The sequence below is a fragment of the Methylobacterium sp. 190mf genome (assembly GCF_900107945.1).
Lineage (GTDB): Bacteria > Pseudomonadota > Alphaproteobacteria > Rhizobiales > Beijerinckiaceae > Methylobacterium.
In genome coordinates this window covers 125,136-145,529 of sequence record NZ_FNVI01000016.1, presented here as the reverse complement: position 1 = coordinate 145,529, position 20,394 = coordinate 125,136, and the positions used below count along the sequence as shown (strand labels likewise).

Sequence of the window (20,394 nt, the reverse complement as noted above, 5' to 3'; positions counted from 1 at the left end):
GGGCGTGGAGTTTCAATTGGTCTTGATGAATTCGATCAGGGCGGCCGCGACTTCGTCCGGCCGCTCATCCGCGACATAGTGGCTGCATCGCGCAATCGAGCCGCCCGTCACGTTGATCGCGAATTCTTTGAGCATCGGCACCATCTGCGCACCGAATCGGTGGTCTCCGCCGAGACCGAGGACCGGCATTTCGAGCGGCTGCTTCTTGTACTCGAGCGCAGCCGCATGGTCGGCGCCGAAGGTGCGATACCATTCCATGCCGCCGCGGGTGCGGCCGGGAAGCGCCATCGCTTTCGCGTAGATCTCGATGTCCGCCGGATTGAAGGTGCTGTGATCGTAGAACCGCTCAGCCATGAACGTCGAAACATAGTCGTACTCGCGGCCATGGATCAGACGCTCGGGCAAATCCCGGTTCATATGAAAGCTGAAATGCCAGAGCCCTGCAATCGTCGCCTCCCACCCGGTCCAGCCGGGAAGCGGAACGTCGAGGACAGCGAGATGCGTGACAGTCTCTCGATGACGGGCTGCCTGCGACAAGGCCACCATGCCGCCGATGTCGTGTCCGCACACGGCGTAGCGGTCGTGCCCGAGGGTGACCATAACCTCGTACGCGTCGCGCGCCATCGTCGCCTTGTCGTAGCCGTCGCGCGGGCAGGCGGAAAAGCCCGCGCCGCGCAGATCCATGGCCACCACGCTGAAATGCTCGGCCAGCAGCGGCATCACGTGGTGCCATTCCCACCATGTTTCCGGCCAACCATGAAGGAGGAGGATCGGCGGGCCTGAGCCTCCGGTAACGGCGTTGATCATGATGCCATTCACCGGCACCAGCTGCTGGGTAAACCCCTTCAGAGTTGCGATCATGATCGCTCCCCAATCGATGGTGACGGTCCAGCAAAGCTCACCTTTACCCCTCAGCGCTCGCTATAAGCGGCGGCGATCGCCATGTTACGAACCGTCATATCGGCCATGATCGACCAGTCCTTCTCTCCGAGGCCCGCCGAGACAGCTCTGGTGAGTCCCTCGTGGACAGCCTCAAGCATCGGGAGCGTGCGCCCGATCTGGTTGCCGGCCTCGATCGCCAAGCGCATGTCCTTGAGCGCGAGCTTGGATTTGAAACCGGGCTCAAATGATCGGTTCGTGATCTGCGCGCTGTAGCTCTCATAGGCGCGGCCCGAGAAAAGAGTGCCCAGGATGAGTTCAAAGAAGACCGCGCGATCCAAGCCGACGCTCTCGGTCAACACGACACCCTCAGCCATCGCCTCGATAGCCATGGCAATCATCGCGTTGCAGGCGATCTTGGCGGCGTTCGCGCGCACAGGATCCTCCCCCAACTTCCAAACCTTCTTGCTGATCGAAGCGAGCAACGGCTCAACCGCGTCAATCGCATCGGCCTTCCCAGCTGCCAGGATGTTGAGCTGGCCGCGCGCCGCTACGTTCGGTCGCCCGAGCACCGGCGCTGACACATAGCCGAGGGCCGCCTTTGCATGCAGCAACTCCAGTTCCCGCGCGAAAGCGACGGAAATCGTCGATGTGATGACATGAGTCAGGCCCGGTCGCGCCCTAGCGAGCACGCCGGCATCGAGGATGACCTCCCGAATGGCAGGATCGTCGGACAGCATCGTGAAGACTGCGTCGGCCTGGAATGCATCCGCCACGAGCGGGACCAGCGTTATCCCGTGAACGCGATCCTGGACGATCCTGCTACGGTTCCAGGCCCGCACCTCATGGCCTGCCTTCACCAAGTTCATGGCCATGGCTGAACCCATACTGCCTAGACCGATGAATCCGATCTGCATGATCCATCTCCTGCCGTTCGGATGAGAGCTGTGCTCGGGATCGGACGCAGGCCGTTGAGCGACCATCGGGCTGAGACCTGCGCCTTCAAATCTCGGCAGGAACTTATACGATCAGATTTGTTCTTGAAGTGACGAAACTGTATTCCTAGCGTTCAGTTTTGTTCGGGTGCCGCAATGGAATGGAGTGACGTCAGGGTCTTTCTCGCTGTCGCGCGATCCGGCACGCTCGGCGGCGCCGCGCGTTCCCTTCAGACAAGCCATCCGACCGTCGGCAGGCGTCTGCGCGCGCTTGAGCAGGCGATCGGTCACACGCTCTTTCAGCGGACTGCGGACGGTCTGGTCCTGACCGAAGAGGGCCACGGGATCATCGCGCTGGCGGAGCAGATGGAGGAAGGCGCGCTGGCCATGGAGCGCCGGCTCGCGGGGCAGGAGCAGAACCTCAAGGGCAGTCTGCGCATCTCATCGGCGGACTGGTTTGGGGCGTATGTCCTGCCTCCCATCCTGGCGGATTTCTCAAGGGCCTACCCCAATGTCGACGTTGAAATCCTGACCGGCACGCGCCTGTTCAACCTCGCACAGCGGGAGGCGGACGTCGCTTTTCGTATCGTGCCGTTCAACACTGCCGATGTCGTACAGCGGCGGCTCTTCAGGCTCGAATACGGCGTCTACATCGCCGAGGAGGCGCCAGACCCCGGATACGGCGATGGGACGGGTTTCCGGCTGATCACCCATGAGACATCGACGGGTCACTTCCCGGACATCGCGTGGCTCATCGAGAGTTTTCCCAACGCAAGACCGGTCCTGCGATCGAACAACCGCAACGTCCAAGGGCGCATGTGCAAGCAAGGCGTCGGCATCGCGGTCTTGCCCTGCGTCGTCGGCACTCAGATCCCCGGTATCCGCAGGCTGGAAACGCCGACGCAACCGCCAGCCCGAGATATCTGGATGGGATACCACCGAGATCTGCGGCGTCTTCGGCGTCTTCGTGCGTTCATTTCGACCGTATCGGACCATCTCGTGAACGCGACCGTATGATGTGCTGCCGGGGTCTAGTACCGGATGATCAACGAGGCGGTGCGCGAGCGCCTCGGCCGCTGGCGCTCGGCCGACATCCTGATGCGCTCGGTCGACTTCCAAGCGGTGGTTGACATGCAGCGGGCGGTCCTCTGGGACGAGATCGGCCACCACCTCGGCACGGCGGCCCGGCCGCTGAAAGCGGCCGGTGCCGTGTGCATTGTCGAATGCTTTGGGCGCCGACGGCACGTGGCCGAAACCCGCCGGTCTGTTCGTACGCCCGCATATTGTAAGAACAGACGTAAAGCGCCAGCGAGTGCCAACCCATCATCTTGTGGCCTGGCAAGCCAAGGCGAACAGAACTGGAGCTGAACGGGTCCTAGAATTAGATCATATGGAGCTTTAATCAGTGCTCGCATACGAACGTGGTGCGAAGCGGTTGAGCGCATGCAGGCTGAGGTCAAATCCCGGCTTTCTGCCCAAGGCGAGGTCGGCGAGAACTTCACCCACGACGCTGCAGAACTTGTAACCGTGGCCTGAGCAGGGGGAAGCGACGACGACCTGCGGCAGGTCCGGCAGCGTATCGATCACGAAGTGCTCGTCCGGCGTATTGGTGAAGAAGCAGGCCCGCATCGCCATGGTCGGACCGTTTGCTTGGGGGAAGTAGCGGCTGACGCAGGGGCGTAGCACCGCCTCGTCCTCGGCTTCGCACTCCCGCGACAAGGTATCGGCACCGCCCGTCTCGCCGAGATGGTGCCAACGGCCGATCTTGAAGCCCGGCACGTGCCAGACCGGGAAGCCGTAGAACTTGCCCTCTTCGACCTCCATGTTGAACACCGGGAAGCGGTCCGGCGCGAACAGGGCCGGCTCCCGTGGCTGGAACCAGCCGAGCACCTGCCGCTCGGGCACAGCGACGGTTTTGAGCTGCGGTACGAATTCGCCCATCCACGAGCCCGCCGACAGGATCAGGTGCCCCGCCTCGTAGGTGCCCCGCTCCGTCCGGACGCGTACACCCGAGGCCGTCGGCTCCCAGCTCAGCGCCGGCTCCCGCGCCCGGATCTCGGCGCCGGCCGCCTGCGCCTGCATGACGTGCGCGACGATCGCGCGCTCGGCCGAGACGAAGCCGCCATCCGGCTGAAGGACGGCCCGATGCGTGTCGGGCAGGTTGTAGCCGGGCGCCACACGCCGCAGTTCGGCGCCGTCGAGCAGACGGTGCGGGAGGTCGTGCGTCCGGCAGGCCGCGACCGAGCCCTCGACCATGGCGCTGCCCTCAGGTCCCGCATCGATCGAGCCGGTGATGAAGAGGAGCTGCTCGCCGAACCGTCCCTCCAGTTCCCGCCAGTTCTCATAGGCGCGCCGCAGCAGCGGCACGTAGGAGGGATCCTCGAAGTAGGCGAGGCGGATGATCCTGTTGAAGCCGTGTGAGGATCCCATGGCGTGCGGGATGTCGAAGCGTTCGAGCCCCAGCACCCGGATACCGCGGCGGGCGAGGTGCCAGCAGGCGGCCGAGCCCATGCCGCCGACGCCGAGGACGATGACGTCGTAGGTGTTCGCTGACATCGCGAGATCTCCGGAGTTGCCCGAGAGGTGCTCAGGCCCAAACGTCGCCGAGCAGGGCGAGCCAGTTGCCGCCCATGACGCGTTCGATGCGGGAGGCCGGCCAGCCGCGCCGCTCCATCGCCGCGGTGAGGTTCGGAAAGTCGCCGATGACGCGAATGCCTTCGGGGTTCAGAACCTCACCGAAATCCGTGAGCTTGCGGCCGTCACCCTTGTCGTGGGTGATGTAGTCGAAGAAGGCCTGCCCGTAGCCCTGCGTGAAGTCGGTGCCGATGCCGGCGTTCTCTTCGCCGACGAGATCGATCACGTACGCGATGGCGTCGAGATAGTCCTCGATCGTCGAGGCCGCGCCCCGGGCCAGGAATGGCGGGAACATGGTCACGCCCACGAAGCCGCCGTGCTCGGCGATGAAGCGCAATTGCGCGTCCGTCTTGTTGCGCGGATGGTCCTTCAGGGCGGCGGGCAGGCAGTGGGAGTAGGCGACGCGTCGCTGCGAGGCGCGGATCGCATCCTCGCTGGTCTTCGGTCCGACATGCGAGAGGTCGCACAGGATGCCGAGTCGGTTCATCTCGGCCAGCACGTCGTGGCCGAAATCGGACAGCCCGCCGTCGCGCGACTCGTAGCAGCCTGAGCCGACGAGGTTCTGTGTGTTGTAGGTCAGCTGGACGATCCGCAGGCCGAGCGTGTGGAACAGTTCCAGGTATTCGATCCGGTCCTCGATCGCGCTGGTGTTCTGCCAGCCGTGAATGATGCCGGTGCGCCGCTCCGCCTTCGCGCGGTGGATGTCGGCGACGCCGTGGACCGGGGTGATCAGGTCGGCGTGCTCGCGGAACCAGCCTCGCCAGCGTGCCATCGTCCGCATGGTCGTGGCGAAATCCTCCCAGACGGAGCAGGTGCAGTTGGCCGCCGTGATGCCTCCGCGGCGCATGTCGGCGAAGACCTCGGGCCCGAAGTCGGAGACGATCAGCCCGTCGATCACGATCAGGTCGTCGTGCCGGATGGTCATGGTGCGCCCTTTCAGAGTTCGGCAGGGACGAAGTGGCAGGCGTCTGGCTGGACGGCGACGTGAACGCGCGCGCCGGGTTCGAGCATGGCCGGACCGCCAGTGGCAGGGGTCGCCCGACGCGCCGTCAGGCACAGGCCAGAGGTGGTGCGCAGCCGGTACTCGACCGAGAGACCCCGGTAGGTCGCCGCCTCGATTTCGGCCTCGAGCGCGCCGGGCTCCATGTCCGCGCCGGAGGGCGTGATCTGGACGCGCTCGGGCCGGATCGCCAGGACCGCCGTCCCGCGGCCGGCGACCGCGCCTGGGACACGGATCGCGTTGCCGTCGTCGAGCCGGAACGTGCCCGGTCCCTCGACCGTCCCCGGCAGGAGGTTCGTCACGCCCATGAATTCCGCCACGAAGCGCGAGCGTGGCGCACCGAACACTGCCTCCGGGCTGCCGTCCTGCTCGATCCGCCCGGCGCGCATCACGACGATCCGGTCGGCGATCGAGAGCGCCTCGTCCTGATCGTGCGTGACGAAGATCGTGGTGATGCCCATCGCCTTCTGGATCTGGCGGATCTCGAGCTTCATCTCCCCGCGCAGCTGCGCGTCGAGGTTGGAGAGCGGCTCGTCGAGGAGCAGCACGGAGGGCTCGATCACTAGGGCGCGGGCCAGGGAAACCCGCTGCTGCTGGCCGCCGGACAGCTGCTTGGGCAGCCGGTCCGCCATCGCCGACAGGCGCACCCGGTCGAGCGCCCGGGCGACGCGCGACGCAATCTCGGCCCGGGGCAGACGACGCATCTCCAGGCCGAAGGCGACGTTCTGGGCGATACTCATGTGCGGGAACAGGGCGTAGCTCTGGAAACCGAAGCCGATATTGCGCTTGGCCGGCGGCAGACGGGTCACGTCGCGGCCACCGATCAGGATGCTGCCGGCATCCGCCTCGACGAATCCGCCGATCATCCGCAGCGTGGTGGTCTTGCCGCAGCCCGAGGGTCCGAGCAGTGCGACGAGCTGGCCCTCGGGGACATCGAGGGTGATGTCGTCCACGGCCGTGAAGCTGCCGTAGCGCTTGATCAGGGAGCGAAGGGCGACCGTCGTCGACATGGTCCGATCTCCGGGCTGTCAGGTAGCAGTCTCAGCAGGCAGGCTCAGAAGGCAGGCTCAGAAGGCTTGGGCGAGACGCGCGTAGCGGTCGCTGACGAGGAGCGCTGTCCCGACGATCAGGATCTGGACGGCGGCGACGGCCGCGACCGTCCCGTCGAGGTTCCATTCGAGGTAGTTGACCAGGGCGATCTGCAGTGTCGTGCGGCCCGGGCCGACGAGGAAGATCGACTTCTCCAGATCGATGAACGAGATCACGAAGGAGAACAGGGCCGCCGCGACGATGGCGGGCCGGATCGCGGGAAGAGTCACGCGCCGCAGCACGGTGAGCGGGTCGGCACCGAGGCTCGCGGCGGCCTCCTCGATGGCCCTGTCGGCCGAGGCGAGGGACGCGCTGACCAGTCGGATGGTCCAAGGCAGCGCGATCAGCGTATGCGCCACGAGCAGGCCACCGAGCGTGCCGGCCACCTGGATGTCGAGCAGCGCCTCGACCTCGATGAAAGCGATGAACAGGGCGGCGCCGCCGACGATGCCGGGCACAACCATCGGCGCGAGCAGCAGGGCCTGCACGGCGTCGCGACCGGGAAAGCGGCCGCGCACCAGGCCGAGGCTCGCCGGCACGCCGAGGGCGAGGCTCGCCGCCGTGGCGAACAGCGCCGTCTGCACGCTCGTGACGAAGCCGTCTCGGAAGGCGTCCGTTTCGAGGGCGCGCGTGTACCAGTCGAGGGTGTAGCCGCTCGCCGGGAAGGCGAGGATGCGGTTGGCAAAGAACGACACCCAGACGATGACCACCAGCGGCAGCACGATGAAGGCGAGGACCGCGCCCGAGATGGCGCCGTAGGTCCGGCGGATGCCTGCGCGCGACATGGCCCTACTCCGACCAGCGCCGGTAGCGGCGCTGCACGAGGACGTTGGCGGTGGTGGTCAGCACGAGGGTGACGCTCATAAGCACGAAGGCGAGGGCTGCACCGAATGGCCAGTTCATCGCCTTGGCCACTTGCTGGTAGACCTCGGGCGCCATCATGTGGAATTGCGGGCCGCCGATCAGCACCGGCGTGGCGTAGGCGTTCATCGACAGGATGAAGCACAGCATCGTGCCGGCGAGCAGCCCGGGCAGCGCGAGCGGCAGCACGACCCGCCGCAGGATCGTGAGGTGCCCGGCGCCCAGACTCTCGGCCGCCTCCTCCAGGACCGGATCGATCCGCTCGAGCACGCTCTGCAGCGTCACGATCATGAAGGGCAGCGTCACCGAGACGAGGCCGATCACCACGGCGGTGGGGGTGTACATCAGCCGGGTTGGCGTGAGCCCCACCCCGGAGAGCAGGGCGGCGAGAAGGCCCTTGTCGCCGAGGATGACCATCCAGGCGGCGGTGCGGACCGCGTTGCCCATAAGGAGCGGCAGGATGATGAGGATCAGGAGCTTCGACTTCCAGCGTTGCCCGACCTGCCGCACCAGGGCATAGGCGACGGGGAAGCCGAGCACGAGGCAGATCAGAGTCGAGAGGGCCGCCACCCAGAGGGTCGTCAGCAGGACATCCCGATAAAAGCTATCGTGCAGGAACTTGGCGTAGTTGGCGAGGGTAAGCCCCTCAACCATCAGCTCACCGGGGACGAACCGGTTGAAGCTGTAGCGGAGCATCAGGGCGAGCGGCCCGAGAAGCGCCAGGACGACCAACAGCGTGCCCGGCAGGACATCGCCGACCCCCGGGGGGATTCGCGGCCGGGCCCGGGGCGCGCGATCGGGCGCCAGGACCTCCGAGCGTGCGAAAGTTGCCATCGGCTCAGCGCGCCATCGTCTTGTTCCACCACTCGAGCCACTCGGCGGTGTTCTTCGAGACGTAGGCATAATCCGGGAAGTTGAGGTGCTCGCGCTCCTCGGGGGAGAAGTCGATCCGAGCGCGCAGCTCGGGGCTCAGCTCGGCCGCGCCGTTGGCCGGCGCGTAGAAGCTCGCCGCGGCGAGTTCGGCCATCGCCTTCCGGTCGAGCATCGCGTTCAGGTAGACGTAGGCTCCGTCCGGGTTCGGCGCGCGCTTCGGCATCCCGGCGCCGAAGGTGATCGCGATCGCGCCCTCCTTCGGATACTGGATGGCCAGTGGCGAGCCCTCGTTGATCCATTGCAGGCCGCGGGCCTTATAGTTCAGGGCGATGTCGACCTCGCCGGTGGCCAGCGCCGCGCCGAGCTGCTGATGTGCGGCGTAAAGCCGGGGCTGGACCAACTCCTTGAGCGCGACGAGCCGCTCGCGGCCGGTCTCGACGCTCGTCATGTTGCCGCCCTGGATCAGGCCGGACATCATCATGTAATTGAAGTAGAGCTGATTGGTCAGACCGAGGCGGCCGGCCCACTTTTTGTCCCAGAGCTCCGCGTAGGATTTCGGAGGATCTTTGATCTTATCCTTGTTGTAGATGATTACTACGCCGCTGTAGAGCCACGGGACGAAATAATCCTTGCGCAGGGCCGGAACCACGTCGCCGTAGTTCGGGATGCGCGCCCGATCGAGATCTGCCAGCACGTCCTGGTTCATCATCTCGAACCCATCCGAGTCGTTCAGATGAATCACGTCGATGCTGCCCCGGCGCAGGCGGCGCTCGGCGAGAAGCTTGGCCTTGCGCTCCGGCTCCATGCCGAGATCGCGCACGACGGTCAGGCCCTGCGCCTCCACCAGGGGAGCCTCGACGAAGCGCACCGTCCGCTGGTTCCAGTCGCCGCCCCAGTTGGAGACGACGACCGTTCCGGCAGCCGCGTGCGCCTCGCGTCCCGCCCCCGCCGTGAGGATGGCCGCCGCACTGCCGAGAAGCGCCTGCCGGCGCGTCGGCGAGAATCGATCGAGGGACCGGACAGCACGCATCGGCTCAGACTCCTGGAGGGGCGGCGGGTCGAAGATCGGATCGCGTCGGGCGATGGCTCAGGTCATCAGGCGGCGTTGCGCAGGCCGACCTCGTCGAGGTAGGCGACGCAGCGCTCCAGCGGCTCGACGTCGGCGAACTTCGCGTCGATGTCGAAGAGGTTCCAGGCGACGGCGCCCGGCACACGGTCGCCGATGCACTCCTGCACCGCGATGGTCCGGAAGCCCTCGGCGAGACCATCGCAGAGCGTCGTGCGCACGCAGGCCGAGGCGGTCACGCCCGTGACCAGAATCGTGTCGACGTTGTTGGCGCGCAGGAACCCGGCGAGGTAGGTCCCGTGAAAGGCGCTCGCCCGCTTCTTCACCAGGACCTGCTCGCCCGGCACCGGCTCAATGCGGCTGTCGATCGCCCAGAGCTCGGGCTTGTTCTGATCCACGACCTCGACCGGGATCTTACGGTGCCACAGGCCCATGTCGGTCTTGGGACTGTCGACGTCGGTGACCTGGTAGCAGGTGGTGACGTGCACTACCGGGTGATTGTTGCGGCGGCAGGCAGCCAGAAGCGCCTGGACTCCGGGGATGATCTGCTCGTCGATGTTCTCGCAGGTGAAGGGATTGCCTGGCCGCGTCCAGGCGTTGGCGAGGTCGACATTGATCAGGGCGGGACGCCGGCCGAACCCGACCCGACGCTGAAAACCGCGCTCCTTGTACAGCGCGCGCGCCTCGGCGAAGGCGGCTTCGAGGGCGCTGTCGAGTTCGGTGTTGAAGGCCATCTGTCTCGTCCCTTGCATCGTTCGTTCCAGCCCGCCGCAGCGGGGACGGGGAGAGGATGTTGCAGACCGCCTCCAGTGTGAAATGATGAATTTGGCGTGATTAATGCAGGACTCGACATCAATGCGGTTTGACGTCAGGCACGTCTCGAGCTGCCTCGTGCTGGCGCAGGAGCTTCATTTCGGCCGGGCCGCGCAGCGCCTTGCGACGACGCAGCCGGGCCTCAGCCGGCTCGTTGCGGAACTCGAGGCCGAGGTCGGTGTGAAGCTGTTCCGCCGTACGACCCGAACGGTCGAGGTGACGGAGGCCGGGCGTGCCTTCCTGGCCGAGTGCCGGATCGGGATCGACCATCTGGAGCGGGCCGTGACGCTTGCGCGGCGCACGGCGACCGGCATGGCCGGCGTCCTGCGCGTCGGCTACATGGATTTCGCGATCAACGGCCGGTTGCCGGAGCTGGTCCGCGCGTTCAGCGAATTGCGACCGGCGATCCGGCTGGAGCTGTCGCACGTGCCCTCGCAATCCCAGCGCGAAGCCCTACTCAACGACCGCATCGACGTCGGCTTCACCCTCAGCGCGGTCGAGAACGAGCATTTTGAGAGCCTGCTGTTCGACCGCGACTCCTATGTGGCCCTGCTGCCGGTAACCCATCCACTCTCGAACGCGCGCAGCCTGACCCTCAAGGATCTCGCCGACGAGCCGTTCGTGCTGGGGTCTGGCGGGAGCTGGAGCGCCTATCGCGAGGCCTTCTTCACGATCTGTCATCGGCGCGGCTTTCACCCGACCATCGGCCAGGAGGCCTCGTCGAGCGAGGGTATCTTTGGCCTCGTCGCGGCGGGAACCGGCGTGAGCACCTATGCGAGCTGTGTGCGCAACGTGCAGCGGCGTGGGATCGTGATCCGCTCCCTCGACGATGTCCCCGATACCATCGCAACCTACGCCACTTGGATGAAGCCGGCCCGATCCACCAGTCTTGAAGCTTTCACCACCTTCCTGGCGACGGTGTGGGGCTCGGCGCCGGCGCGATCCAATACGCGATCGAAGTTTTGAGAACACGAACGGAGGCGGGTTGCCTCTGCTCTCCTACGGCACAGGGCAATGCCGGACGCCGGTCAAGAGTCACATTCAAAGGATAAGATGTAAGCCCGGGCCGTTTTGTCGAAGGTCCCATAGCGTTGTTAACTCCGACATCGATCCAGCTCCCGTGATGTCCGCTTCGGAGATATGTTCAAACCGTGCCGCATGACCGAGATGGGCGCTAAACCGAACGTCCGTTTCTGCGCGCGGGAGTGGTCCGGCATGACGTAGTTTGGCCGTAAGCAGAACGGCCGCTTCGGAGAAGGTCGGCCGGAAAAGCGGACGGCCTCCTAACGACCCAACGCAGCCGTATCCGTGCGACCGCGCGGCTGACGGAAGCGGACATGCATGCACGCAGCTTCGCCGCGACAGCTTCCATTGCTCGATTGGGGGAGGCACTGGCGCATGATGCTGTGAGATCGCTTCACAGGCACGTCTCAGTGCCCACTCTTCGTGGCCGCCATTCGTTCGGGAGGTTGTGTTGCAGCCATCCGCGGGCATCTGCTCCCCGGACCGATGCGGCCGCTGCAACCGACGGTCGACGCTCGATCCGCCTGCGAAAGTGCGCTGGTGACTGAGCTCTGCCTTCCCGCATCAGGAACCCATACGGGCCGCTGCGCCGCAATAAGGACCTTGAAACCTGCGGCAACCCGTATATGTACGAGTGAGCATATATTGGACGAGGAAGATGCTGGCTGAAGGGTCAATCGTCGCTCGACAGACGTCGCGACAGGCTTTCCTTTTCCCCGGAGCCGCGTTGTTCCTCGGTCGGGCCAGCGACCAGCGGCTGCATAGCCACCGGGCGTTCGAGATCGCCATCCCACTCGACGGCCATCTGCGCATCGAGACCGCGCGCGCCCCGGGCATCGGTCCCGAGGCATGCGTCCTCGCACCCCTTGAACACCATCGCATCGTCGCGAACGGAAGGACCGCCTTTCTCTGGGTGGACCCGGAAACCCGTTCAGCCCGCGCCTGGGCGCAAGTCCGCCCCTCCGTGGACGCGAAGCGGCACGAGCGGTTGGTGTCCCTGCTGCGCGAGATGGACCGTTCGGAACCGACCCACGACGAGGCATGGGGGCTGCTCGATCTCTGGCGCTCGATCTGGCTTGAAGGACTGCCGCAGTTGCCCCGGGTGGACCGACGCGTGACGGAGGTTCTCGACCTGATCGATTCCGCGCCGGTACCACTGGCCAATCGTTACGAGGCCGCCGGCCAGGTCGCCCTCTCCCCCAGTTGGTTCTCGGCGATCTTCACCCAACAAGTCGGCATGCCGCTCAGGAAGTACCTCCTGTGGCGACGCCTGCTCTTCGGTATTCGGCGCCTCGGCAACGGAGCTTCGGTGACGTCGGCCGCGGTCGAGGCCGGCTTCGCCGACGGCGCGCATTTCAGCCGGGTCTTCCGGGCGACCTTCGGATGCAAGCCCTCGTCGCTCGCGAACATGAGGATCGTCGCGAATGAAACCCACCCGATCTCGCCGCGGCCCCGGCCGAACTAGGACGCGGCCCGGTCACGCAAGACCGTCGTATCGTTCAAGGAATTCCCGTCACCCAGCCCAGATGTAGGGCTTCCAGCGCAAGACCGGGTCGGGAGCGAAAGCCCCTACGTCCGGTGTCCGCATGTACGCGGAGCTCTTGCGGCAACACGGAGATAATCCATGAGAGTCGTAGGCCACCGTAGAAGGAACGATTGCACCGCGCTCGCCGGGCTGGTGCTGGGCTGCCTCGTCGGTTCAGTCATGCAGGCCCAGGCACAGGATCTTCCTGACACCCGGTCGGAGACGATCCACGACCGTCAGGCATGCACCCCGGACGTCATGCATCTCTGCCGGGCCTTCATCCCGAACCGGACCGCCATCACCAACTGCCTGGTCGAGAACATCGATCACCTCAGCCCGGCCTGCCGCACCGTGATCGCAAGCCGTCGATGACCATGGCCTCACTCGACCGGCCCATGAGGGATGAAGCGGTGAGCGATGCGCTTCCATCCATGAGCCCCCACGCGAAGCCATCCCTGAAAGGCCATGACCGTCACGATCGTTCGTCCACGGTGGGCCGCCGCATCTCCTTGCAGCGTCGTCATCCGCCTTTATATGTACGAGAAATCATATATCCATCGGGTGAGATGGCTTCCGAAGCGAAAGGGCCGGCCGAGGCGGGAAACCGTCCCCGCGGCCGCAGGACCAAGGACATGCCGAACGGTCGGCAGACCCTTCTCCGTGCCGCCACCCTCGCGTTCGCCAATGACGGGTTCGACCGGGCCGACATCCGAAGCATCTCGGTGGCGGCGGGGGTCAGCCCGAACCTCGTTCGCGTGCATTTCGGCAGCAAGGCGGAGCTCTGGGAAGCCTGCCTCGACTTGATCGTGACGGCGACGACGCCCGTCATCAACGAGGTCAGGAAGCTTGCCACGCAATTGGATAGACCTCTTTACGACCGTCTGGGCGATCTCATCACCACGGTCGCGAACTTCTACGCGGTCCATCCGGAGGTAAGGGATTTCGTCTTCCACCACGGGTCGGACGCCCCCGAGCGAGCGGTGATGGTCACGGAGCGCCTCCTCAGGCCGGCCTACGAGGCCTGCCGTCCTCTGTTCGCCGCCGGCATCGAGGCCGGGATCGTGCGCAGCAGCCATCCGGCCCTGTTCTTCTCTCTGCTCAACGGCGCCGTGGGCCAGCCGCCCGCTTTCCCAGCGATGCTGAACCGGCTCGCGCCCGACATCGACGTCAAGGAGGCGCGCAGGCGCATGGCCGAGACCGTGGTCGCATCGCTGCTTCACCGGCCCGCCTGACCCAACGAGCCACGTCACGACGTCGACGGCGCCGGACCAAGCGATGCGGCCCAGGGGGGCGGCCTAGGGGGGCGCCCCTGTGCTGGACGGGACGCCCGCAGCCCCAGCCGTCCCGAGCCCGACGGTGAAAATGAAGAGAGCCGCCATGCCGCTCATCTTTGATCGACGTCAATCCCTTCACGGAGGCCGACCACGCCTCCGCATCGGACGCTGGGCCTTCGGCTTTGCCCCCTCGCCGGAAGTCCAGCCAGCAGGCCGCGCGGGCAATGAACCCGATCCCCGTGCGGCCTGCGACCTCGCTCACTTCCGGGGGCCGGCCTACGGCAAGGAATGCCCTCCCCGGTGCCGGCGAACCAAAACCCAGCCACGGCAAGATTATCGGCTAACCGCGTGCCCGGGCCGTCATCGGTTCGAAGCATCTCGAACCCATCGCTTCATATCGCGGTGGAGAACCTCGTCCCGGTTGCCGCCAGCGACGGCAACTCAGTCGTATCGTTCAAGCGTTCAGTGCCGCCAGCCCCTAGCGTCTCCGCTCCGGTCCGAGGACCGAAGCACCATCGGCCGGGGGGCTCAGTGAATGTGCCGGCTTCCCGGACGACGGCAGTGACGCAGGCCGCGGCACCGACCTTCAGCCTCTTCGGGGCCTTCTTCCCTGCATGGCTCGTCTGTGCAGTCGCGGGGATCGTCGGCGCGTTGGTGCTCAGGGTGGCATTCGCCGTCATCCACCTCGACGACCGCATCCCGTTCAAGCTGCTGACCTACACTTGTGCGGCCCTGGCCATCGACTGCGGCCTCTGGCTGCTGCTGTTCGGCCCGTGAGCGATATGCGGCCGCATGGTTAAGGCACTTCTCGGCAGGCTCGTCGCCCTCGCGATCATCCTCACGGCGGTCGGCCTGGGCTGGAGCTATTACCGCGCGACGCAGCGCAACCCGACCTCCGACGATGCCTCCATCGATGCGGACGTGGTCCATATGGCCGCCTCGGTCGGCGGACGGATCGTCGACTTGCCGGTGCAGGAGAACCAACTGGTCCGGAAGGACGAGGTGGTGTTCCGCATCGACCCGGAGCCCTACCGCTTGCGCCTGGAGGCGGCCCTGGCCGAGGTGAAGGCTGGCGAGGGCCTGCTCGCGAGCCAGACCCGGGCCGTCGCCACCGAGCGCGCGAACGTGGAGATCGCCGACCAGCAGGTCGTGCGCGCCCGTTCCAACCTCGAACTGGCCACGAACACCCTGGCGCGGATCAGGCCGCTGCATCCGAAGGGGTACGTGTCGGACCAGCAGGTGGACGACGCCGCCACGGCCAAGCGCAACGCCGAGACGAGCCTGACCCAGGCGATGCAGCAGGCCGCCGCCGCCCGCGGCGCGGTCGGTGACACGGAATCGGCGAAGGCCAACCTGGAGACCCGCAAGGCCACGGCGGCCCTGGCGGCGCGTGACCTCGCGAACACGGTCGTCAAGGCGCCCCACGAAGGCCGCGTCACTGGCCTGACCGTCAAGTCGGGGGAGTTCGTCGCCCCCGGCCAGTCGCTCTTCACCCTGATCGTCACCGACGAGTGGTTCGCCGTTGCCAACTTCCGCGAGACCGAACTCGACCACATCCCGAGTGGCGGGTGCGCGGTCGTGTACTCGATGATCGACCGGACGGTGCCCATCAAGGGACGCGTCGACAGCATCGGCTACGGCGTCTCGGGACAGGACAGGGTGAACCTGCCGCGTTCGGTCCCCATCGTCGTCCGTTCCGTCGACTGGGTCCACGTCGCCCAGCGGTTCCCCGTACGCGTGAAGCTGGAGAACCCGCCGGAGGATCTCGCCCGGCTGGGCGCCAGCGCCATCGTGAGGATACCCCGCGATGGCGACTGCTGAAGCACGTAGCCTAGCGCCCCTTTTCGCCGAGCTGGCACCCTTCCCGGGCCGCACCGGAATGGCGCTGCGGATGACTGCGGTGTCCGTGCTCGTCGTTCTGACATCGATGACCTTCAAGGTCCCCGAGACCGCAGTCAGCGTCTTCCTCGTGCTCTTCCTGCAGAAGCCCGACAGCGCGACCACCGTCCTGATGTCCATCGCCCTGTCGGTGCTGCTGCCCACCATCGTGGGGATCATTTTCGCCGCCGCGATCCTGACTCTCGACTTTCCCCAGGCGCGGGTCGCCGCGATGGTCCTGCTGTCGTTCGGCATCCTCTGGTTGGCCTCGGCGAGCAAGCTCGGCGCCCTGGGAAATACGATCGGCCTCGTCCTCGCCTACGGCCTCGACCTGCTCGGCAAGGGCAACAACGGCGAGCTCGTGACCCGGGGCCTGCTCTATGCCCTGCAGTTCTCGATGATGCCGCTCGCGGTGCTGGTCGCCTTCAACCTGCCCTTCGGCCGGCACCCGGAGCGTCTCGCGAGGAAGGCGCTGGCGGACCGCCTCAGGCTCGCCGCCGCGTGTTTCGAGAATCCTAGCCGCGCGGATGACATTCGCGTCGTGGACCTGGACGATGGCGCGATCCGGAAGCTGGTACGGTTGGCCGGTCTCCTGGGCCGCCTGCAGCGGACGTCGGCGGCGCGGCTGGGCGCCCTGACGCCCGTCAGTCGGGCGCTCCTGATCAGGCTTGCCGCCGGTGGGGATGCCCAACAGACCGTGGACCGTGCCGACCTCGGCGCCCGGTGCCGGGACCTGGCGCAGGCTGTCGAGCACGGGCGACCGACGATAGGGGTCGCAGGGCCGGCCGCCCAGCCGGGAGACGCCCTCGGGGATCTGGTCACGGAGGCGGAGGACGCTTTCGCGAGCGGCCGGGCCGCACCGAAGCCGAAGACTGCGAAATCGGGGTTCCTCAAACCCGACGCGTTCTCGAACCCCGACCACGTCCGCTACGCGCTGAAGACGACTTTCGCGGCGATGGCCTGCTACCTCATCTACGCCATCCTCGACTGGCCGGGCATCCACACCTGCATGATCACGTGCTTCGTGGGGTCTCTGCTCACGGTCGGCGAGACCAACCGGAAGCTGGTCCTGCGCCTGTCCGGCTGCCTGATCGGCGCGACGCTCGGCCTCGCGACCCTCGTGTACGTCCTGCCGCACATCGACGGCATCACCGGCCTGCTCGTCGTCGTCGCCGCCGTCGTTCTGCCTAGCGCTTGGGTCGTCGTCGGCAGCGAGCGGATCTCGTACATGGGCATCCAGATCGCCTTCGCGTTCTGCCTGTGCGTGTTGCAGGGCTTCGCGCTGAAGACGGATCTCACCGTCGCCCGCGACAGGATCATCGGCATCGTCTTCGGCGACCTCGTGATCTTCCTGGTGGCGACCCGGCTCTACCCCGTTCCGATCCTGCCGGAGCTGGAGGCGACGGTGCACCGCTTCCTCGCCGGCATCCGCGGCCTCGTGGCGAGGGAGGAGACCGGTCCCGTCGGCCAGCACCCCGACCCCGGCGCGGTGGAAGCCTTGGAGCGCCTGCGGGACCAGATCGACGCCCTGGCCTACGAGCCGGGCGACGGCCCCGAACGGACGCGGGCCGCCACCGACATACTCGACGCCGGGGAGCGTCTCTACGAGCGCGCGGCCCGCATCGGATCGCTCGCCGCGGAGCACCGCCCCCCCGCCGTGGCCGATGCCCGCGCCATGGCGGCCGCCGTCGACGAGGCGATGCACGAGGCGGACGACCCCGAGGCGCCCGCAAGGGGGGGAACGGATGTGGCCGGGTTCGCCGAGGCGTGGCGGACGCTCCGTTCGGACGCAGCGAGGCGTCACGCACATGCTTAGGATACTCCGTCGCGCCTCCGGTCTGGCGACCGTCCTCCTCACGGCGGGATGCGCGACGTCGTCCCTGGACCTCGCCCCGGCCACGCCCGGCACGCCCTTCGTGCCGCCGGGCGAACCAGCGCCCATCGAGATGACCGAAGTCGATTTCGGGCTCCCGGCCCGGCCTGGACTCGCGGTCGTTCAACCGCCGCCGCCCACAGACCCCATCCGGGTCCATACCTTGCCGGAACTCATCGACATCGCGCAGACCACGAACCCGACGACCCGCATCGCATGGGAGCAGGCACGGCAGGCGGCGCTGGCGGTCGGCATCGTCAAGGCGAGCTACCTGCCGGTCGTCACCGCGACGGTCCTCGGCGGGTACCAACGCACCTCGTCGAGCCAGACGCTGCCGCTCACCGGCCAGTCCGGCAACCTCGGGACCGAGGCCACCGGCACGGTCTCGACGGCCGCCTTGCAGTGGCTCCTGTTCGACTTCGGTCAGCGTGACGCGTTTGCGAAGGCGGCCGGCAAGCTGTCGCTCGCCTCGAACATCTCGTTCAACGCCGTCCACCAGAAGATCATCTACGACGTCGGGCGGCAGTTCTACGAGTTCGGAGCCGCCCGCGAGCGCGTCCGCATCGCGGGGGCGTCGCAGCGCGACGCGCGGGCCGTCCTCGACGCCGCCGAGAGCCGCCTGCACCAGGGCGTCGGGACCACCGTCGAGGTCGCGCAGGCCAAGCAGATGCTCGCCCAGGCCGACTTCGACCTGGTCCAGGGCCGGAACGCGGAGCGGGATTCCTACAACGGCCTCATCGGCGCGATGGGCGTGTCGCCGGTCACGCAGATCCGCGTCGAGGACGCGTCCGTCCACCCGCTGCCCCCACTGGTCGGCGCCCCGCTGGAAACGCTCGTCGGAACGGCGCTCAGGCGAAGGCCGGACCTGCAGGTCGCGGTCGCGACCGCACAGGCCAGCCGCGCCGGCGTCGCCGCGGCGGAAGCCGACTTCCTGCCGAAAGTCTTCACGTCGGTCTCGGGGAACTCCGTGAACGGCCGGCTCAGCGTGACGTCGTTGCCCATCGTGGGGAACGTCGGGAGCTCCGCCCTCGGCACGTCGCCGGGCAACAGCAACATCACCGTGCTCGGCGGCGTCTCCGTGCCAATCTTCGACGGAGGCATACGTGCCGCCCGCCTTGAGGAGGCGAAGTCCCGGACCGCTCAGGCCGAGGACACGTTCATCCGCCTCCAGCAGGACGCGGCGCGGGAGGTGGTGGTGTCGGCCGACGCGCTGAAGAGTGCGCTCGCCGCGTTCCGCGCCGCTACCACGCTCGTGGCGGCTTCCGCTGTCAGTTACGACGCGACCCTGTCAGCCTATCGCAGCGGCGCCGGGACGATCACGGCGGCACTGGAGGCGCAGAGGGCCCTCCTGGCGGCCCGGAACGCGCGGGGCCAGGCCCACGGCACGGCGCAGATCGCTGCCGCCACGCTGGCTTTCGCCATGGGAAGCGTGACCAACTCCCACGCCCTCTCGCGATGACCGTGCCGCCGCCACCCCGACAACAATCTGGATCTATCGCGCCAAGAGCGCGGGGGAACAGGCATGGTCGTCGTACACCATATAAGAACAGTCGGTCGCAGCGCGTGCTGTAATTGCTTGGAAGACAAGGCCTTGTCTTCAGCCCCGGGGATGGCACACCACCATGATAGCTGAGCGCATTACCAAGGCCGTCGCAGCCCTGCGCTCGGCCGGCCACCGCGTCGAGGAGGTGCCTGGCGTTGCGGATCGCTACTGCATCGATGGCCGTGACGCGGTCAGCGGCTCTGTGGTCTTGGTGCTGGCGATCCGACTTGGCCTGATGGACGTCCCTCGACGTCCCTGACAGAGGGCGACCAGTCGCAGAAGTCGATGGACCTTCACGATTGAGAGCATCTGTTTGTGGATGTTTAAATTTCGCCTGCCACCTGTACTACCGCGTGCGTCTAATGCGGCCACTTTCGTGACATCCAACGACCGAAGGCCACAGACGCCGGCCACAATTCGGGTGTCGAGGTTCTGTCGATAGGGGCGCGTCAGCTTCCCGAGCAATCTCTTAAAGCTGGCTGCTTTCGGCCGGTTCCAGCCAATGGCCAAGCGTCCGCTTCCGTCGGATCCGCTCCAGAAACCGGAACGGCGGAAATCCACCCCAAGCGGTCCTACGGCTTGCGACCCAACTTAGCTGTCAGGAAGGCTGTCCGCGTTTCTCCAAAATGGACGGTCTTTATCCGGCCCGCATCTTCAGGTCAGGGTAGGGCGTAGCAGTTGGAATGGCGGCCGGGAGTGGGCGTTCCTTTGCCGGTCGTGGCGCTTGGCAAAAAGGTCGTGAGACCAGACCCAGCCGCGGCTTCACACGCTGGCAGCGGAGAATGCCTGTTGCGCCGCCCTGACCTCATCTCCGTGTTCCGCCGCCCACGACAGGATAGCTTGGAGATGGGGTTCCAACGACCGCCCCAGCGGCGAGATCTCGTAGGTGACGGCGACCGGAGCTGTGCTGACGATGGACCGCTTGATGAACCCATTCGCCTCTAGCCTGCGAAGGCACTGCGTGAGCGCCTTCTGAGTGATGCCCTTCTGCGCCCGGCGCAGCGCGTTGAATCGCATGGGGCCGTCGCAGAGGCTGGCCAGCACCAGCAACGTCCATTTGCTCGTGATGTGCTCTAAAATCACGCGGTTCAGTTCAAGGTCGTCGGGGGACGATGCCGCCATCAGCGG

General features: G+C 66.6%; 20 protein-coding genes. 10 read left to right on the top strand and 10 right to left on the bottom strand.

Going from position 1 to position 20,394, the window contains the following annotated elements; translation table 11 throughout:
- Positions 1 to 12: 12 nt before the first annotated feature.
- Both C4T42_RS19685 and C4T42_RS19680 read right to left on the bottom strand, forming a co-directional pair.
- Positions 13 to 861, bottom strand: a complete 849-nt coding sequence (locus tag C4T42_RS19685) for an alpha/beta hydrolase (RefSeq protein ID WP_103985694.1) — start codon at positions 859 to 861, stop codon at positions 13 to 15.
- A gap of 50 nt (positions 862 to 911) precedes the next feature.
- On the bottom strand, positions 912 to 1,796 hold the full coding sequence (locus C4T42_RS19680; protein ID WP_103985693.1) for an NAD(P)-dependent oxidoreductase: 885 nt from the start codon (positions 1,794 to 1,796) through the stop codon (positions 912 to 914).
- A 174-nt stretch (positions 1,797 to 1,970) separates the two neighbouring features.
- Between C4T42_RS19680 and C4T42_RS19675 the strand changes: the two genes are divergently transcribed.
- Both C4T42_RS19675 and C4T42_RS31535 read left to right on the top strand, forming a co-directional pair.
- On the top strand, positions 1,971 to 2,831 hold the full coding sequence (locus C4T42_RS19675) for a LysR family transcriptional regulator (RefSeq protein ID WP_103985692.1): 861 nt from the start codon (positions 1,971 to 1,973) through the stop codon (positions 2,829 to 2,831).
- A 24-nt stretch (positions 2,832 to 2,855) separates the two neighbouring features.
- Positions 2,856 to 3,182, top strand: coding sequence for a hypothetical protein (locus C4T42_RS31535; protein WP_146074012.1), 327 nt, complete (start codon positions 2,856 to 2,858; stop codon positions 3,180 to 3,182).
- Positions 3,183 to 3,212: 30 nt separating this feature from the next.
- Here C4T42_RS31535 and solA read toward each other — a convergent pair whose 3' ends face one another.
- From solA to C4T42_RS19635, 7 genes are all read right to left on the bottom strand, one after another.
- Positions 3,213 to 4,370 carry an N-methyl-L-tryptophan oxidase gene (gene solA / locus C4T42_RS19665; protein WP_103985690.1) on the bottom strand — a complete coding sequence of 386 codons (1,158 nt, stop codon included), beginning with the start codon at positions 4,368 to 4,370 and terminating at the stop codon, positions 3,213 to 3,215.
- 31 nt (positions 4,371 to 4,401) lie between these two features.
- Positions 4,402 to 5,373 (bottom strand): dipeptidase, encoded by a 972-nt coding sequence (locus C4T42_RS19660; protein WP_103985689.1) that lies wholly within the window; start codon positions 5,371 to 5,373, stop codon positions 4,402 to 4,404.
- A gap of 11 nt (positions 5,374 to 5,384) precedes the next feature.
- Positions 5,385 to 6,458, bottom strand: coding sequence for an ABC transporter ATP-binding protein (locus C4T42_RS19655; protein ID WP_103985688.1), 1,074 nt, complete (start codon positions 6,456 to 6,458; stop codon positions 5,385 to 5,387).
- Between the two features lie 57 nt (positions 6,459 to 6,515).
- Positions 6,516 to 7,322 carry an ABC transporter permease gene (locus C4T42_RS19650; protein ID WP_103985687.1) on the bottom strand — a complete coding sequence of 269 codons (807 nt, stop codon included), beginning with the start codon at positions 7,320 to 7,322 and terminating at the stop codon, positions 6,516 to 6,518.
- Positions 7,323 to 7,326: 4 nt separating this feature from the next.
- Positions 7,327 to 8,232 carry an ABC transporter permease gene (locus tag C4T42_RS19645; protein ID WP_103985686.1) on the bottom strand — a complete coding sequence of 302 codons (906 nt, stop codon included), beginning with the start codon at positions 8,230 to 8,232 and terminating at the stop codon, positions 7,327 to 7,329.
- A gap of 4 nt (positions 8,233 to 8,236) precedes the next feature.
- Positions 8,237 to 9,301, bottom strand: coding sequence for an extracellular solute-binding protein (locus C4T42_RS19640; RefSeq protein ID WP_103985685.1), 1,065 nt, complete (start codon positions 9,299 to 9,301; stop codon positions 8,237 to 8,239).
- A gap of 65 nt (positions 9,302 to 9,366) precedes the next feature.
- The gene (locus C4T42_RS19635) at positions 9,367 to 10,089 is read right to left on the bottom strand and encodes an isochorismatase family protein (protein ID WP_244603237.1); all 723 of its coding nucleotides are present in this window, start codon (positions 10,087 to 10,089) and stop codon (positions 9,367 to 9,369) included.
- Positions 10,090 to 10,174: 85 nt separating this feature from the next.
- Between C4T42_RS19635 and C4T42_RS19630 the strand changes: the two genes are divergently transcribed.
- The 8 genes from C4T42_RS19630 to C4T42_RS19590 all read left to right on the top strand — a co-directional run bounded on the left by C4T42_RS19630 (position 10,175) and on the right by C4T42_RS19590 (position 19,182).
- Entirely contained in the window at positions 10,175 to 11,116 is a 942-nt protein-coding gene (locus C4T42_RS19630) for a LysR family transcriptional regulator (protein ID WP_103985683.1), read from the top strand.
- A 715-nt stretch (positions 11,117 to 11,831) separates the two neighbouring features.
- Positions 11,832 to 12,638: an AraC family transcriptional regulator gene (locus C4T42_RS31530; RefSeq protein ID WP_146074011.1), complete on the top strand. Its 807-nt coding sequence runs from the start codon at positions 11,832 to 11,834 to the stop codon at positions 12,636 to 12,638.
- Positions 12,639 to 12,797: 159 nt separating this feature from the next.
- Entirely contained in the window at positions 12,798 to 13,070 is a 273-nt protein-coding gene (locus C4T42_RS19615; RefSeq protein ID WP_244603235.1) for a hypothetical protein, read from the top strand.
- 2 nt (positions 13,071 to 13,072) lie between these two features.
- Positions 13,073 to 13,930, top strand: a complete 858-nt coding sequence (locus C4T42_RS19610; protein WP_244603234.1) for a TetR/AcrR family transcriptional regulator — start codon at positions 13,073 to 13,075, stop codon at positions 13,928 to 13,930.
- A gap of 330 nt (positions 13,931 to 14,260) precedes the next feature.
- A complete protein-coding gene (locus C4T42_RS19605) occupies positions 14,261 to 14,749 on the top strand; it encodes a YtcA family lipoprotein (protein WP_103985679.1) in 489 nt (162 codons plus the stop codon).
- A 15-nt stretch (positions 14,750 to 14,764) separates the two neighbouring features.
- On the top strand, positions 14,765 to 15,793 hold the full coding sequence (gene mdtN / locus C4T42_RS19600; protein ID WP_103985678.1) for a multidrug transporter subunit MdtN: 1,029 nt from the start codon (positions 14,765 to 14,767) through the stop codon (positions 15,791 to 15,793).
- Between the two features lie 70 nt (positions 15,794 to 15,863).
- On the top strand, positions 15,864 to 17,666 hold the full coding sequence (locus C4T42_RS19595) for an FUSC family protein (RefSeq protein ID WP_181049190.1): 1,803 nt from the start codon (positions 15,864 to 15,866) through the stop codon (positions 17,664 to 17,666).
- Between the two features lie 220 nt (positions 17,667 to 17,886).
- Positions 17,887 to 19,182: a TolC family protein gene (locus tag C4T42_RS19590; RefSeq protein ID WP_244603233.1), complete on the top strand. Its 1,296-nt coding sequence runs from the start codon at positions 17,887 to 17,889 to the stop codon at positions 19,180 to 19,182.
- 846 nt (positions 19,183 to 20,028) lie between these two features.
- Here the strand turns inward: C4T42_RS19590 and C4T42_RS19580 are convergent.
- Positions 20,029 to 20,388 carry a helix-turn-helix domain-containing protein gene (locus C4T42_RS19580; protein ID WP_103985674.1) on the bottom strand — a complete coding sequence of 120 codons (360 nt, stop codon included), beginning with the start codon at positions 20,386 to 20,388 and terminating at the stop codon, positions 20,029 to 20,031.
- Positions 20,389 to 20,394 lie beyond the last annotated feature (6 nt).

Coding starts and splice junctions, on each gene's coding strand:
- C4T42_RS19685 (WP_103985694.1), bottom strand. CDS start 861: ATGATCGCAACTCTGAAGGGGTTTACCCAGCAGCTGGTGCCGGTGAAT.
- C4T42_RS19680 (WP_103985693.1), bottom strand. CDS start 1,796: ATGCAGATCGGATTCATCGGTCTAGGCAGTATGGGTTCAGCCATGGCC.
- C4T42_RS19675 (WP_103985692.1), top strand. CDS start 1,971: ATGGAATGGAGTGACGTCAGGGTCTTTCTCGCTGTCGCGCGATCCGGC.
- C4T42_RS31535 (WP_146074012.1), top strand. CDS start 2,856: ATGATCAACGAGGCGGTGCGCGAGCGCCTCGGCCGCTGGCGCTCGGCC.
- solA (WP_103985690.1), bottom strand. CDS start 4,370: ATGTCAGCGAACACCTACGACGTCATCGTCCTCGGCGTCGGCGGCATG.
- C4T42_RS19660 (WP_103985689.1), bottom strand. CDS start 5,373: ATGACCATCCGGCACGACGACCTGATCGTGATCGACGGGCTGATCGTC.
- C4T42_RS19655 (WP_103985688.1), bottom strand. CDS start 6,458: ATGTCGACGACGGTCGCCCTTCGCTCCCTGATCAAGCGCTACGGCAGC.
- C4T42_RS19650 (WP_103985687.1), bottom strand. CDS start 7,322: ATGTCGCGCGCAGGCATCCGCCGGACCTACGGCGCCATCTCGGGCGCG.
- C4T42_RS19645 (WP_103985686.1), bottom strand. CDS start 8,232: ATGGCAACTTTCGCACGCTCGGAGGTCCTGGCGCCCGATCGCGCGCCC.
- C4T42_RS19640 (WP_103985685.1), bottom strand. CDS start 9,301: ATGCGTGCTGTCCGGTCCCTCGATCGATTCTCGCCGACGCGCCGGCAG.
- C4T42_RS19635 (WP_244603237.1), bottom strand. CDS start 10,089: ATGCAAGGGACGAGACAGATGGCCTTCAACACCGAACTCGACAGCGCC.
- C4T42_RS19630 (WP_103985683.1), top strand. CDS start 10,175: ATGCAGGACTCGACATCAATGCGGTTTGACGTCAGGCACGTCTCGAGC.
- C4T42_RS31530 (WP_146074011.1), top strand. CDS start 11,832: ATGCTGGCTGAAGGGTCAATCGTCGCTCGACAGACGTCGCGACAGGCT.
- C4T42_RS19615 (WP_244603235.1), top strand. CDS start 12,798: ATGAGAGTCGTAGGCCACCGTAGAAGGAACGATTGCACCGCGCTCGCC.
- C4T42_RS19610 (WP_244603234.1), top strand. CDS start 13,073: ATGGCCTCACTCGACCGGCCCATGAGGGATGAAGCGGTGAGCGATGCG.
- C4T42_RS19605 (WP_103985679.1), top strand. CDS start 14,261: ATGCCCTCCCCGGTGCCGGCGAACCAAAACCCAGCCACGGCAAGATTA.
- mdtN (WP_103985678.1), top strand. CDS start 14,765: ATGGTTAAGGCACTTCTCGGCAGGCTCGTCGCCCTCGCGATCATCCTC.
- C4T42_RS19595 (WP_181049190.1), top strand. CDS start 15,864: ATGACTGCGGTGTCCGTGCTCGTCGTTCTGACATCGATGACCTTCAAG.
- C4T42_RS19580 (WP_103985674.1), bottom strand. CDS start 20,388: ATGGCGGCATCGTCCCCCGACGACCTTGAACTGAACCGCGTGATTTTA.